Here is a 13,786-nt window from a genome sequence, read left to right as displayed (position 1 = left end):
CTGGACTTGGCTAGCTGGGCTTGTGCGCTTTGCGGGAACCTGCTTCCCAGTCCTCCATCTCGGGTGCTTCCGTGATGGTCCCCAGCACATTCAGCTGCGGGGCTTCGCGCAGCGAACGCTTCAGCTCGGCGAAGCCCGGGAAGCGCGCCAGCTCGATGACGGCATTCCATAGCGGCACGGCCTGCTCGTCGGAGGGAACCCGAGAGATCACCGGGCCGAAGAACGACAGGCCGTCGGGCGGCTCGAATGTGATGATCGGCGTGCCGACGTCGCGACCGGTGCGGCTCAGGGCAAGCTCCGTTTCGGCCTCGATCTCGGCATCCCATGTCTCGTCGTCGACCGTTGCGGCGAAGTCCGTCGGCAGACCCGCAGTAGCCAATGCCTCTGCGGTGTGCTCCACGGTGCCGATGCGATCCCGCAGGCCCGAGCCCTTAGGCATCTCCCAGTAGTGCTGGCCCATGGCGTCGTACAGCGGGCCCATGACGTCACGGCCCAGTTCGGCGCGCACTTGGGCTGCCACCCGGAGCATCCGCAGCCCTGCGGTGTGGCCCTGCTCGTACCCGGCGGGAAACTCCGTGGCGTAGTCGCGGTGCTTGTTCAGGATGCGCAGCGAGATGAAACGCCAGTCCACCGAGTAGCCCGTCTGGGCAACCACTTTCTCGACCCAGCGCGACGTGATCCAGGCAAAGGGGCACACCGGATCCCAGAAGAACTCGAGATCGGGTGGCGCCTCAGCGGCTTCGGCTCCCCGTGTAGTACCCATGCGCGCATGACTAGCACATGCGCTGTCCGAACATGAGTGGTTCCGACGGTGGCACGCCGGCACCGGAGATGGTCGAAGTAGCCGAAGGCGTCGAGCTCGCGCTTCATCGACTGGGCGGCGACGGGCCGCCGCTGCTGTTCGTGCACGCCACGGGCTTCAACGGCCGTGCCTATGGACCATTCACAGATCGCCTGACCGAGCACTTCACCGTCTGGGCGCCTGATCTCCGCGCCCACGGCTGGAGTCCGCCGCCCGCCGATCGGGACTTCCTGTGGACCTCACTGGCCAATGACCTGCTTGGCATCGTCGATCATCTGGGCATCGCTCACGGCGAGTTGGACTGCGTCGGGCATTCGATCGGCGCCGCGACGCTGCTGCTGGCCGATGTGCAGCGGCCCGGCACCATCCGGCGCATGTACGGCTACGAGCCGGTGGTGTGGCGCATCGAAGACCAATTCGGCCCCGGTGAGAACCCGTTGATCGCGCTCACCACGAAGCGCCGGGAGGAATTCGCCTCACGCGGCGAGGCCTTCGAACGCTTCGCATCGCGGCCGCCGTTCAGCGGTGTGCGGGCCGATGCGCTGGCGAGCTACCTCGCCAACGGGTTCGAGGATCTGCCCGACGGCTCGGTGCGGTTGCGCTGCCGCGCCGCAGACGAGGCGGCAACCTACGACGGCGAGTGGGTCTCCACGACGGCTCGCCTCGAGGGCGGCCAGACACCGGTGGTCATCGGCAAGGGACTCGAGATGACCTTCGAGGACATCGGGGTGCCCGCGCACGAGGCGTTGGGCAACTCGCGGCTCATCACGTACCACGGGCTGGGGCACTTCGGGCCGTTTGAGGCGCCCGACGTGATCGCGTCCGACGCACTTGCGGCAGTGCTGGGTCAGGAAGCGGCGGCCGCGCAGCCGGAGACGAAGTCGGCCAAATAGTCGGCGATGCGCTCGGGCTGGTCGCGGTGCGCGACGTGGCCGCAGTCGGCAAGCAGGTGGCCGCTCGCGTTCGGCGCTGACTGGACGATCGTCGACACCTGCGCCTCGGTGCCGTACTGATCGCCCTCGCCCTGCAATACCAGGACCGGGCAGTCGATGCGCTCGAGCAGCGGCCGGATGTCCCAGTGGCGAAACCGCGGCGTCAGCCAGACGTCTCGCCAGCGTTCGAAGGCGAGACGGGGGTGGTCGTGGTGGCGGGCGAGTCCCGAGATCACCTGCCCGCGCTGGCCGTCGATGGCGCGTATGCCCTCGATGCAGATGTCCTCGATGAACGAATGCGGCGCGATGACGGCCACGCCGAGCGGAACGACCGAGCCCGACCCTGCCGCAATCAGCGAGATGGACGCCCCGTCGCTGTGACCGACGAGAATCGGGCGGCGGACGCCGAGCTCGTCAAGCACGGCGGGCAGCATCTCGGTGGCCTCGCGTTCCATGAAGCCGTCGCTGTAGGTCTCGGGCACCGGGTCTGAGCGGCCATAGCCGCTGCGGTCGTAGGCGATGATCTCCAGTCCGCACCGGCGCGCCAGCACCTCGGGCAAGTCGCGCCACTGCGTGATGCTGCCGAGGCCTTCGTGCAGCATCACGATCACCGGGCTGTTCCCGCTGCTGTGCCGGCTGTCGATGCCTCCGGGAGAGATCCGACGGTATGCGATGCCAACCGTGCCGACCTGCAGGCGGTCGTCCACGGTGACAGCGCTGCCTGCGTTGACTTCGCCTGCTGCAGAGCCCATGGCAACTACAGGCGCACGTAGTCGTATTCGACCGGCCTGGTGTTGACGCCGCGAGCCGGTGGAGCGATCCAGCCGGCCATGCGCCCCGGCTCGTAGACGGGCGACATGAGCGAAGTGATGTAGTCGCGGTCGTCGTCGGTGGGAAGCCATTCGCCGCACGATGCTTCCCATTCGGCCCTGCTGACCACGCTGCCGTCGGGCGTGATGTCGTGCGGAGCGAACACGCCCACGGCTCGGTTGAAGCCCGGGTGCGGCAGCGTCAGCTCGAAGTCGACGCCGGCCTCGGCGATCAAGCGGTTCCAGCGCCGCAGCCCCTTCTCGCAGTCGTCGGAATACGAATCGCGCAACTGCAGGTTCACCACCTGCAGCGAAGGCCGCTCCACGGTTGCCAGCGCACCGTCGACCACCTCGGTGCAGGCGAACGTCGTGGACGTGAGCACGTGGTCGTCATCGTACGCAGACTCGTCAAAACGGCCCTTGAGACCGGCGGTGTAGAAGTTGGCGCCGTTCGTCGAGGCCTCCGCGCCGAACAGGTCGAGCGAGACGGCGTAGTGGAAGTTGATGTACTTCTGCAGCGTCGGCAAGTCGACGACGCCGAAGGGCCGGACATCGTCGGTGTCGTTTTCGACCATCACCTCGCAGGTGCGCTGCGCAACGCGTCCCATGCCGGTCGCGCCCACGAACATGTGGTGCGCCTCCTCGCGCAGCATGAACTCGCAGGTGCGGCTGAGCGGATCGAACGCCGACTCGGCCAGTGCACCGAGCTGGTACTTGCCGTCACGGTCGGTGAAGTAGGTGAACGCCAGGAACGAGAGCCAGTCGGAGGTCTTCTCGTTGAAAGCGTTCAGGATGCGGGGATTGTCGGGATCGCCGGAGTGCCGCTCCAGCAGCGCCTCGGCCTCCTCACGGCCGTCGCGGCCGAAATGCGCATGGAGCAGGTACACCATCGCCCACAGGTGGCGGCCCTCCTCGACGTTGATCTGGAACAGGTTGCGCAGGTCGTACAGCGACGGCGCAGTGTGGCCGAGATGCCGCTGCTGTTCCACCGACGCCGGCTCGGTATCGCCCTGCACCACGATCAGGCGGCGCAGGTCGCTGCGAAACTCACCCGGCACTTCCTGCCACACGGGCTCGCCCGCTGATTCGCCGAAGCCGATGCGACGGTCGGGCTTGGGAGCCGACAGGAAGATGCCCCAGCGGTAGTCGGGCATCTTGACGTAGTCGAAGTGGGCCCAGCCCTCAGCGCTGGTGTCGGTGGCGGTGCGCAGGTAGACGTCGTTTCCCGAGAAACCGGCGGGGCCCAGCTCATCCCACCAGCGGGCGAACTTGGGCTGCCAGCCTTCCAGCGCCCGCTGCAGCCGGCGGTCCTCGGAGAGCCCGACGTTGTTGGGGATGCGCTCGCTGTAGTCGATCTTGCTCACGGGCGCTTCCCCTCGTCGCCGCGAGAGTTGACCCTACACACGGGTCGTGGCGTAGCTCGGGCGGGTTCCTGTGCCGTAGCGGGTCAACGCGCCGTCTGGACCGGTGGCGTTCGGGCGGATGAAGATCCAGTTCTGCCAGGCCGACAGCCGGCCGAAGATCTTCGTCGCCATGGTCTCGGGGCCGCAGAAGCGGTGGTTGGCCTCCATTGCGGTGAGCGCGTCGGGCGAGAAGGCGGCGCGCTCCTCGACCGCCAGCCTCAAATCGTCGTCCCAATCGAGATCATCTGGGGTCGCGGTGGCCAGGCCGGCTTCTGCCGCTGCCTGCGCATCCAGGGCTGAACCGACGGTGTCGCGGGCGGCGGCGATGGCTGCGTCGTCTCCCCAGAGACGTGACTGCAGCCGGGTGAGGCCGTTCGCCATGGGCATCGAGCCCAGGCTGATCTCGGTCATCGCCAGCGTCGGCAGCACGGCGTCTGCGCTCTGGGGTCCTCGCAGCGCTCGCACGGCCATGCCGACGGCATCGTCGGGCCGCTCGTCGACGAACTCGCCGTCCAAGAGGTAGGTGCGATCGGCCGCCAGGGCAACCTCGGCGAGCACGCCCGCGAAGCACGAGCCGGGTTCGACTGCGGCGATGAGCGTGCGAGCGGTGAGATCGAGCCGCGACAGGGTGCGGCGCCAGAGCAGGGCGGTTTCCCGTTCGGCATGGTTGGCGGGCTCGCGCAACGCCCGGTCGTGGGCGGTGACGCTGGCGTGGCTGCCGTCGGTCAGCAGCACCACCGTGCCCAGCTCGGGTTCGTTGAAGCGCAGATGGCACAAGAGTGCATCGAGCTCCCGTGCCGCCCGCAGCGGCCAGCGCGGATGGGCGCTCGCGCTGATCAGCACCTCCGCGCAGGCCCGATCGCGGTCCGGCGCCATGGCAACGAACTCGCCGATCACGCTGCCGTCTGGGGTGGGCGAGATGTCGAGGGGTTCCAGCATCGCGGGTTCGTCGCTGACGAAGGCACCTGCGGCGCGGCTGTGTTCTGTCAGCGCAGCCGCTCTTGCGTTCACCGCTTCGTCGAACGACGTACGCGGCGCCAGCTCGTCCACGAGGCCCCACTCCAGCGCCACCCCGCCCCGCAGGCCCTCGGCTCTGGTGGCGAACACATCGGCACGGTCACGGCGGACGTGGCGCTTGTCGGTCAGCCGGGTGAGTCCGCCCGTGCCCGGCAGGACACCCAGCAAAGGCACCTCGGGCAGAGATACGGCAGTGTTCCGGTCATCCACCAGCAGAATGTGATCGGTCGCGAGCGCCAATTCGTACCCGCCTCCCGAGCACGCACCTCCCACCGCAGCGAGGAATCGCAGCCCGCTGCCGGCCGAGGCCTCTTCGAGTTCCAGACGGGTCTCGTTGGTGAACTTGCACAGGTTCACCTTGTGAGCGTGGGTCGCCGCAGCCAGTGCCCGGATATTGGCTCCCGCGCAGAACACCCCCTCGTAGCCGCTGCCGATCACTACGCAACCCACCTCGGGGTGCTCGAAGCGGATGCGGCGGACGGCGTCGGCGAACTCCAGCTCGACGCCCATGTCGTAGCTGTTCAGCTTCAGCTCAGCGCCGTCGAAGATGCCGCCGTCGGGTTGCACATACATCAGCAGCGTGGCGATCGAGCCATCGACGCGCAGCGTCCAGTGCCGCCACGGTCGTAGATCGCTGAAGAAGTCGAGGTAAACCTCGGTGCCTGCCGGCTGCGTTGGCGCAGTGCTCACACGATGAGTGTGCATCGTTAGTGTTCGCTTCGACACCCGCGTGTCCCAATGTTCACGGATCTGACGAGGAGGGCAGCGTGAGCGCGAATGCCGTGCACCGATTCGTCATCGAACCGGCAGAGGCCAACCCTGGGGTCACGGCGATCATCGACGCTGCAAGCGGGCAGCACACGAGCCGGGCCCAGATGGTTGCGGGCACCAAGGCAGCTGCGGCAGCGCTCGCCGAGCGCGGCGTGCAGCCGGAGCAGCGAGTGATGATGTGCGCCGCCGACACGCCTGCATTCCTGTGGTGGTTCTGGGGTGCGATGTGGATCGGCGCGGTGCCCGTGCCGGTCTCGACGATGGTGCGCCAGCACGACTACGCGTTCCTGCTATCCGACAGCCGCGCCGTCGGGCTGGTGTACTCGCCGCCGTTCGCTTCCGAGGTGCTGCCCGCAGCTGACGGTCAGCCATTCCTGCGCTGGACGATCGACGACACCGACACGGGACTGCTGGGGGATCCGAGTGCGGCGCCCGAGCCCTTTCCGGCCACCGACGACGACGTTGCGTTCTGGCTCTACACCTCAGGCACCACCGGGCAGCCCAAGGGCGCGATGCACCGCCACATCGACATGTCGGTCTGCACCGACAGCTACGCCCGTGCCGTGCTGGACATGGGACCCGACGATGTCGTCTACTCGGTGCCCAAGCTGTTCTTCGCCTACGGGCTGGGCAACTCTGGCTACTTCTCTTCAGGAACGGGTGCAATAGCGGTGCTGAACCCCGACCGGCCCGAGCCGGCTGCGGTCGCCGACCACGTTCGCAGCCACCGGCCCACGCTGTTCTTCAGCGTGCCCACCAACTACGCGCAGCTGCTGGCAGCGGACCTACCGGAGGACACGTTCTCGTCGGTGCGGCAAGGCATCTCCGGCGGCGAGCCGCTGCCCCCCGAGATTCACCGGCGCTTCGCCGAACGCTTCGGCGTGGAGATTCTCGACGGCATCGGCACCACCGAGCTGGCCCACATCGCCATCTCCAACCGGCGGGGCGCCTCGGTGCCCGGCACCACCGGCACGCCGCTCGACGGCTACGAGGTGTCGCTGCGCGATGAGCACGGCAATGAGGTGGCCGACGGCGAGCCGGGAGCACTGCATGTCGCGGGCGGCTCGGTGATGACCGGCTACTGGAACCGCACGGAGCGAACCCGGGCGGCGCTCCAGGGACGCTTTCTCGCCACCGGTGACACCTACATGCGCAACCCTGACGGCACCTATACCTACATGGGGCGCTCCGACGACATGCTGAAGGTGGGAGGCATCTGGGTCTCGCCGATCGAGGTCGAGGGCTGCATTCTCGAAATGGATGACGTGATTCTGGCGGCTGTTGTCGGCGACCTGGACGCTGAAGGACTGACCAAGCCGCACGCGTTCGTGGTTCCCACTGAGGGCGCGCGTCGCGACACGTTGGCTGAGCGGGTGCAGGCGCATGTGCGTGAGCGGCTTGCGGCGTACAAGTACCCCCGCTGGGTGGATCTGGTGGAGGAGCTGCCGCTCACCGCCACGGGCAAGGTCAAGCGCTACCTGCTCCGCGACTAGGCGGTGCGCCCGCCGCCTCTGCAGCTAGGTCATGTGCTCAGCCCCAAGCGCGTGTGACAGCGCGGGGGAGTTCTTCGATCCACTGGATGAGATCGTGGCCGCAGACTCGCTCGGTCCAGTCGTGCGGCGACTTGGCAAAGTGCAGCCATGCCGCCCACGCCTCGGTCGCCTGGTGGAAGCCGCCCTCGAGCGTCCCAGCGCAGAGGTGGACGAACGGCGCCTCGGCGGCATTCCAGTTCATCTGCTCGTTCGGCGGCATGCCGGTGGAATACGCCATGGCGTGCCCGTACTTGTCGCGGTGCATGTGCCCGACCGCCAAGGCGTGGCCGCCGCCGTCAGATGCGCCGAACACGCCGCGCTGGCTGCGGTCATCGGAGACGCCGAATGACTGCTCGGCCCAGGCCGACAGCTCTTCCACGAAGAAACGCTGGTGACGGTCGAAGCGGTCGTTGTCGAAGCCGGGCAGGTACTCCATGGCCCGTTCGTTCCCGTAGCCGCCCATCGGCGCGGAGTGGGCTGCTACCAGCACGAAACGGGGGACCGTCTCGTTGGCGACGCCGGCGTCGAGGCGGCGGATGTATGGGCCGATCATGCCGCCGTCGGTGGCATACAGCACCGGCAATCGCTCGGCAGGGGAGTGATTGGGCGGCAGGTACACGGTGATCGTGCGCCTGGTGCGCAGCGAGGTGCTGTCGAGCGTGTGCGTCTGGGTGAGGCCGCGCAGCTCGTCGTCGGGGTGCGACGGGACTTCGGCAGGCGCGTCGGGGCCCCGGAAACGGTGCGGGACCGGGCCGCGCTGGCCCCCCAGCAGACCCCCGCCGTCGTCGAGCGGCCAGAAGCCGTAGCCGATGACGGCTTCACTGAGGCGTTCGATGCGCACGCTGAGCGCCCACAGATCGCCGTGGCTTCCATCGGTGCCGTTGCTGCGGCCATTGCCGTCTTCGGCACCGACTCGCCACATGGGCAATTCGATGACGGGACCGGGCAGCAAGCCGACAGCGTCACTGCGGCATGCGAGGGTCAGCTCGTCGCCGTCGGCCCAGCAGCCTTCGGGGTGGGCGGCGAGCTGTGCAGTCAGGAATTCGGGAGAGGGGTCGCGCCACACGCGGCACATGCGCTGACCCGGCGGCAGCCCGCCGTCGGCGGCCCGTTCGCGGGCGAGCTCCCGGTTGCGCCGGTCGATCTCGGTACGCCGTTGGTCGAGGGTGGGCAGCCCCATCCGCGCACGGGAATCGTCGTCGACGCTGCCGTCGACAGGTGCCAGCACGAGGTCGCCCAAGTGCGTCGTGACCACCGTCCCGAATTGCTGGGGCCTGCCGCTCAGCAGGCTCATCTTGTCGGCGCATTCTGCGAAGACGGTGCCGGCGCCCGGCACACCGTCGCGGTGGGCGCGCGCAGCCAGCTCACCGGCGATGGAGAACATCTGCGGGCCGCCGTGGACGCTCAGCGCCCGGGCAGCTCGAAGGGCATTCGCGCCCTGGGCCTGCTGCAGCTCCGGTGTGCGGGCCAGGAGCTGCACGAGCATGGGCACCTCGGCTGGCTCGGCCATCTCGATCCGGGCCAGCAGGTCGGTGACCTCCGCCGGCGCCGCCGCATCGCCGTTGCCGTCGCCTGCCATGCCGCCCTCCGCCCCGGCCGCCGCGACCAGATTCCGTGTCACTCCTACACTACGCCCGTCGTCACAAAGGAGTCCCAGTGAGCGAAGAGCCCTTGGTTTTGGTCGAACAGCGCGGCTACGTGCAGATCCTCACGCTGAACCGCCCGGATGCGATGAACGCATTCAACATGGCACTCTCAGAAGCGCTCGGCGAGGCGCTCGACGAGCTCGATGCCAACCCTGATGTGCGCGTCGGCGTGATCACCGGCGCCGGGCGGGGATTCAGCGCGGGCATGGATCTCAAAGCGTTCGTGGAGGGCGGCGGGATCGATGCGATGCCGAACCCGGCCGGACGCGGCTTCGGGGGCATCGCGGAGCGCAGTGCAGCCAAGCCGCTCGTCGCCGCGGTGGAGCGCTTCGCCCTGGCAGGAGGGCTGGAAGTGGCGCTGTCGTGCGATCTGATCGTGGCATCGGAAGGCACCATGCTCGGCATTCCCGAGGTAGGTGTCGGGCTGTTCGCAGGTGCCGGCGCGCTGCTGCGCCTGCCGCGCCAGCTTCCCTACAGCCTGGCCATGGAGATGGCGCTGACCGCGGAGCCGATCACGGCCGAAGTCGCGCACCAGCACGGCATGGTGAACCGGGTGTGCCCGAAGGGCGAGGCAGTGAACGTGGCCGTCGAACTCGGCGAGCGCATCGCCCGCAATGCTCCGAAGGGCGTGCGTGCCTCCAAGGCGCTGATCCGCAACGTGCTCGGCGTGTCCGAAGACGACTTCTGGGCATTCCAACAGCCGGCGCTCGAGGATGTCTTCGCGTCATCCGATGCCATCGAGGGTGCGACCGCCTTCGCCGAGCGGCGTGACCCGAACTGGGAAGACCGCTGAGCCGCTGGGCCGAACGAGGCGACATACCCCGCGGCGCCGAATACGACGATCGCTGGGCCCAAAAGGCGGCGCGCGGCGAGTCGATTCACGGCGAAGCCGACTTGGTCGATTCGCTGCTGCCGCGAGGCGGCAGCGTGCTCGACGCAGGGTGCGGCACCGGCCGGGTCGCCATCGAGCTGGCCCGGCGGGGCCACCACGTCGTCGGCGTCGACTTGGACCCCGCCATGCTCGACCTTGCACGCAACAAGGCGCCCGAGCTTGCGTGGATTCAGGGCGACCTGGCCAGCGCTGGCATCTTGAGGGACACAGGCATATCGAGGGATTCCAGCAGTTCGGGCGACACCGGCGAGCGACGGCTATTCGACGCTGCGGTGGCCGCGGGCAACGTGATGATCTTCCTCGAACGCGGCACCGAGGCCGCGGTGGTGGCCAACATCGCTTCGCACCTGCGACCCAGCGGCGTGCTCGTGGCGGGCTTCCAGCTCAGCGACGGCTACTTGGCGCTGCACGTGTACGACGCACTCGCCGAACGCAACGGGCTGGAGCTCGAGGCCCGCTACTCAACGTGGGAAGGCGCCCCGTTCGACGGCGGCGACTACGCAGTCTCGGTGCACCGCTGCACCGTCTAGGAGGCTGAGGCTCAGTCCGTGGGCAGGCGGGCGAGGAGCTCGATCTTGCGCTCCTCGTACTCATCGAAGCTGATCTCGTCATTGTCGAATTGGGTCTGCACCTCTTCGACAAGGCGGATCAGATCAGCCGCCGACAGCTCCTCGTCGAGGTTGCCGTCGAGCACGGCACCTGTGCCTTCGGGCTCAGGTGTCTCGTTGACCAGCGGACCGCTCTGGGGGATCTTGCCCATGCGCTTGGCGCGCTTGGCCTCGGCCTTCGCCTTCTTGGCCCGGTCCCTCTGCAGTTTCTCGAACGTTGTGCGACCGGCAGCCATGTCAATACCTCGCGTCTGTCCAGCGGACCATGCTACTGGCGACCTGCCTGATTCCGGGTGCAGGTCGGTGGTTCAGGTCCCCGACCAGGCGTGGCCGGCATAGCGGGTACGCAGGAGTTTCTTGTCGATCTTTCCTGTGCCTGTCAGCGGGATCTCGTTTGCGACGATGATGTCGTCGGGAAGCCACCACGACGCCACCCGGGGCCGGATCGCATCCAGCACGGCGCTGGCATCGAGGGTGGCACCAGCGGCGAGTTCGACGATGAGCAGCGGCCGTTCGCCCCAGCGCTCGTGCGGCAGGCCGATGACCGCGGCCGCCGTCACATCCGGCGCAACGAGCGCAGCGTTCTCCAGCTCGATCGAGCTGATCCACTCGCCGCCGCTCTTGATGACATCCTTCGACCGGTCGGTCAGGGTCAGGTAGCCCTCGGCATCCAGTGCGCCCACGTCACCCGTGCGCAGCCAGCCGCCGTCAGTTCCATCCACAAACGAATCAGCGAATGCGCCGGGGTCGGCGAGTTCGCCGAGGTAGTACGCGCCGCACATCCACGGACCGCGTGCCTGGATTTCACCGACGCTGCGACCGTCATGGGGCAAGACGTTGCCGTCGGCGTCGACCACACGCAGCTCGATGCCGTACATCTCGCGGCCGGCCTTGGCCTGGCGGTCGCGTTGGGCGTCGCGGCTGGCACGGTCGACCCGGTGCGTAAAGCGCCCCGATGTTCCCTGGGTCATCTCGGTCATGCCCCAGACGTGGCTGACCGTGACGCCGTAGTCGTCCTCGAGCGTGTCGATGAGCACCCGCGGCGCGGCCGAACCTCCGACGGCCACCTTCTGCAGGGAGGGCACGTTTCGACCTGTGTCCTGCAGGTACTGCACAACGCCCAGCCAGATCGTGGGAACCCCGGCCGAGAACGTGATGTCCTCGGCTTCGATGAGGTTCACGATGGCCTCGGGGCTCAGGTCGGGACCGGGCAGCACGAGCTTGGCACCGCTCATCGCGGTGGCGAACGGCAGCGCCCAGCCGTTGACGTGGAACATCGGCACAGTGCCGAGCACGGCATGCCCTGAGTGCACGTCGTGGCCGTCGCCGGTGCAGGTGGCCCAGGTCTGCAGCACGATCGACCGGTGGCTCTGCAAGACGCCCTTGGGGTTGCCGGTGGTGCCCGACGTGTAGCAGAGGGTTGCGGCCGCACGCTCGTCGAAATCGGGCCACGCAGCGGGGCCCGGTGCGGCTGCGATCCAGTCTTCGTAAGCGATCTCGCCGGGCAGGCCGGCAGGGGCATCGAGCCGGCCGAGCACCACCCAGCGGCGGACCGTCGGCGTGCGCGGCGCGAGGCGTGCAGCGATGTCGACGAACGACTGGTCGACGAGCACCACGCTGTCGGCGGCGTCGTTGAGAATGAACGCCAATTGGTTCTCGTGGAGCCGGGGGTTGACGGTGTGCAGCACAGCTCCGACGCCGGTGATGCCGTAATAGGCCTCCAGGTGGCGGTGGTCGTTGCATGCGATGGTGGCGACGCGGTCGCCGGACCCGATGCCGTCGGCGACCAGCGCCCCCGATACCAATCGGGCTCGCTCTGCCACCTTGCCCCAGGAGCTGCGGGTGGTGACGCCCGCCGAGTCCACCGAAACCACATCGGTGCCGGCATGACTGCGGGCTGCATAGGAAATGAGGCTCGAGACCAGCAGCGGCCGATCCATGGTGTTGCCGCGCAGCATGGGCTCGACGGGCTCTGCCGTCACTTGCGGCGAGTCCGCGCCAGTCGCTGGGGGATTGTGCTCATCGGAGCAGGCTGAAGAAGGCGCGCACGTCGTCGACGAACAGCTCGGGCTGCTCGAAGGCCGCGAAGTGGCCGCCGGCGGGCATCTCGGTCCAGTGCCGGATGTCGGAATAGATCGGCTCGGACCATGCCCGAACTGGCGGGATGATCTCGGCGGGGAACTTGGCAACGCCGGTCGGAACGTCCACCGTCATGCGCGGGAGCTGCCGGAAGCTCTCCCAGTACAGGCGGCCCGACGAGGCTGCGTTGGCGTTCAGCCAGTACAGCATGACGTTGTCGAGCATCTCGTCGCGGCCCAGCGCATTCTCCGGGTGCCCGTCGCAGTCGGTCCACGCCCAGAACTTCTCCAGGATCCATGCCGCCTGGCCGGCAGGCGAATCAGTCAGGCCGTAGCCCAGCGTCTGGGGGCGGGTGGACTGCTGCTTCGAGTAGCCGGAGTCCCAGTCGTTGTAGTGCTTCGCCTTAGTAAGAGCGGCGATCTCCTCGTCGTTGGGTTCGCGGTCCTTAGGTCGGCTGCCGCGCATCACCATGTTCAGGTGGATGCCCACGCAGCGGTCAGGGTGGCGGCTGCCGAGCGCACTGGTGACCGCTGACCCCCAGTCGCCGCCCTGCGCGCCGAAGCGGTCGTAGCCCAAGCCGGTCATCAGCTCGGCCCAGCAGTCGGCGATCTTCTCGATTCCCCAGCCGGGCTCGGTCGGCTTGGCGCTGAAGCCGTACCCGGGCAGCGATGGGCAGATCACGTGGAAGGCATCGGCCGCGCTGCCGCCGTGCGCGACCGGATCGGCCAGGGGCTCGATGACCTTGTGGAACTCGACCACTGAGCCGGGCCAGCCGTGCGTGATGACGATCGGCATCGCATCGGGCTCGGGGGAGCGGACGTGGATGAAGTGCACGTTCATGCCGTCGACGTCGGCCGTGTACTGGTCGAACCGGTTGAGCGAGGCTTCGCGGGCTCGCCAGTCGTAGGTGTTGGCCCAGTAGTCGCAGACTTCCTGGACGTAGGCCAGGGGTATGCCCTGGGACCAGTTGTCGACCGGTTCTCTGTCCGGCCAGCGTGTTCTTGCCAAGCGGTCCCTGAGGTCTGCGAGCTGCTCGTCCGGCACGTCGATCTGGAACGGTTCGATCTGCATCCGAGCACCGTAGTCCGCGGTGTGCGTTTGCCTCCGGGGTGTACGAGGGCAGGGGCGTCGGTCAGTCGTAGACGAAGCCGAGCTCGGCGGGGGGCGGGAGCTCGCCGCCGATGTGGCCGTCGGCTCGCAGGTCGGCAATCTGGCCTGGCGTAAGGCCGGCTACTTCGGCCATGACCTCGTCGGTGTGCTGGTCGAAGAGTGGGGAGGGCCCAGCTTGGGAGGGG

At 68.0% G+C, this 13,786-nt stretch carries 12 protein-coding genes; 4 read left to right on the top strand and 8 right to left on the bottom strand.

Annotated elements, in window-relative coordinates:
- Positions 1–10: 10 nt before the first annotated feature.
- Positions 11–763 (bottom strand): hypothetical protein, encoded by a 753-nt coding sequence (locus VI480_RS10235; protein WP_323672738.1) that lies wholly within the window; start codon positions 761–763, stop codon positions 11–13.
- 32 nt (positions 764–795) lie between these two features.
- Between VI480_RS10235 and VI480_RS10230 the strand changes: the two genes are divergently transcribed.
- Entirely contained in the window at positions 796–1,695 is a 900-nt protein-coding gene (locus tag VI480_RS10230; RefSeq protein ID WP_323672737.1) for an alpha/beta hydrolase, read from the top strand.
- On the opposite strand, the gene VI480_RS10225 is transcribed toward VI480_RS10230, so the two are convergent.
- From VI480_RS10225 to VI480_RS10215, 3 genes are read right to left on the bottom strand one after another with little or no spacing between them, the layout of a single operon-like run.
- The gene (locus tag VI480_RS10225) at positions 1,650–2,486 is read right to left on the bottom strand and encodes an alpha/beta hydrolase (RefSeq protein ID WP_323672736.1); all 837 of its coding nucleotides are present in this window, start codon (positions 2,484–2,486) and stop codon (positions 1,650–1,652) included. The two genes, VI480_RS10230 and VI480_RS10225, sit on opposite strands and share 46 nt — an antisense overlap.
- Before the next feature lie 5 nt (positions 2,487–2,491).
- Entirely contained in the window at positions 2,492–3,907 is a 1,416-nt protein-coding gene (boxB, locus tag VI480_RS10220; protein WP_323672735.1) for a benzoyl-CoA 2,3-epoxidase subunit BoxB, read from the bottom strand.
- Positions 3,908–3,940: 33 nt separating this feature from the next.
- Positions 3,941–5,668: an enoyl-CoA hydratase-related protein gene (locus VI480_RS10215; protein WP_416246676.1), complete on the bottom strand. Its 1,728-nt coding sequence runs from the start codon at positions 5,666–5,668 to the stop codon at positions 3,941–3,943.
- A 62-nt stretch (positions 5,669–5,730) separates the two neighbouring features.
- Here VI480_RS10215 and VI480_RS10210 point away from each other — a divergent pair, with 62 nt between their 5' ends.
- Positions 5,731–7,227: a benzoate-CoA ligase family protein gene (locus tag VI480_RS10210; RefSeq protein ID WP_323672733.1), complete on the top strand. Its 1,497-nt coding sequence runs from the start codon at positions 5,731–5,733 to the stop codon at positions 7,225–7,227.
- Positions 7,228–7,264: 37 nt separating this feature from the next.
- On the opposite strand, the gene VI480_RS10205 is transcribed toward VI480_RS10210, so the two are convergent.
- The gene (locus tag VI480_RS10205) at positions 7,265–8,845 is read right to left on the bottom strand and encodes an alpha/beta hydrolase (protein ID WP_323672732.1); all 1,581 of its coding nucleotides are present in this window, start codon (positions 8,843–8,845) and stop codon (positions 7,265–7,267) included.
- A gap of 77 nt (positions 8,846–8,922) precedes the next feature.
- On the opposite strand from VI480_RS10205, the gene VI480_RS10200 reads away from it, so the two are divergent.
- Both VI480_RS10200 and VI480_RS10195 read left to right on the top strand, forming a co-directional pair.
- Positions 8,923–9,705, top strand: a complete 783-nt coding sequence (locus VI480_RS10200; RefSeq protein WP_323672731.1) for a crotonase/enoyl-CoA hydratase family protein — start codon at positions 8,923–8,925, stop codon at positions 9,703–9,705.
- Positions 9,702–10,334, top strand: coding sequence for a class I SAM-dependent methyltransferase (locus VI480_RS10195; protein ID WP_416246675.1), 633 nt, complete (start codon positions 9,702–9,704; stop codon positions 10,332–10,334). Before VI480_RS10200 ends, VI480_RS10195 begins: the two co-directional genes overlap by 4 nt.
- Before the next feature lie 11 nt (positions 10,335–10,345).
- Here the strand turns inward: VI480_RS10195 and VI480_RS10190 are convergent, their stop codons facing one another.
- The 3 genes from VI480_RS10190 to VI480_RS10180 form a co-directional block, all read right to left on the bottom strand.
- Positions 10,346–10,648 (bottom strand): hypothetical protein, encoded by a 303-nt coding sequence (locus tag VI480_RS10190; protein WP_323672729.1) that lies wholly within the window; start codon positions 10,646–10,648, stop codon positions 10,346–10,348.
- A gap of 72 nt (positions 10,649–10,720) precedes the next feature.
- On the bottom strand, positions 10,721–12,394 hold the full coding sequence (locus tag VI480_RS10185) for a long-chain fatty acid--CoA ligase (RefSeq protein ID WP_323672728.1): 1,674 nt from the start codon (positions 12,392–12,394) through the stop codon (positions 10,721–10,723).
- Positions 12,395–12,431: 37 nt separating this feature from the next.
- Positions 12,432–13,562 (bottom strand): epoxide hydrolase, encoded by a 1,131-nt coding sequence (locus VI480_RS10180; RefSeq protein WP_323672727.1) that lies wholly within the window; start codon positions 13,560–13,562, stop codon positions 12,432–12,434.
- Between the last annotated feature and the right edge of the window lie 224 nt (positions 13,563–13,786).

Source organism: Candidatus Poriferisodalis multihospitum (assembly GCF_028283155.1).
GTDB classification, from domain to species: domain Bacteria; phylum Actinomycetota; class Acidimicrobiia; order Acidimicrobiales; family Poriferisodalaceae; genus Poriferisodalis; species Poriferisodalis multihospitum.
Note: the sequence above shows the minus strand (reverse complement) of the source record. Positions and strands in the feature narration are given on the sequence as shown.

Coding starts and splice junctions, on each gene's coding strand:
- VI480_RS10235 (WP_323672738.1), bottom strand. CDS start 763: ATGGGTACTACACGGGGAGCCGAAGCCGCTGAGGCGCCACCCGATCTC.
- VI480_RS10230 (WP_323672737.1), top strand. CDS start 796: ATGAGTGGTTCCGACGGTGGCACGCCGGCACCGGAGATGGTCGAAGTA.
- VI480_RS10225 (WP_323672736.1), bottom strand. CDS start 2,486: ATGGGCTCTGCAGCAGGCGAAGTCAACGCAGGCAGCGCTGTCACCGTG.
- VI480_RS10215 (WP_416246676.1), bottom strand. CDS start 5,668: ATGCACACTCATCGTGTGAGCACTGCGCCAACGCAGCCGGCAGGCACC.
- VI480_RS10205 (WP_323672732.1), bottom strand. CDS start 8,845: ATGGCAGGCGACGGCAACGGCGATGCGGCGGCGCCGGCGGAGGTCACC.
- VI480_RS10190 (WP_323672729.1), bottom strand. CDS start 10,648: ATGGCTGCCGGTCGCACAACGTTCGAGAAACTGCAGAGGGACCGGGCC.
- VI480_RS10180 (WP_323672727.1), bottom strand. CDS start 13,562: ATGCAGATCGAACCGTTCCAGATCGACGTGCCGGACGAGCAGCTCGCA.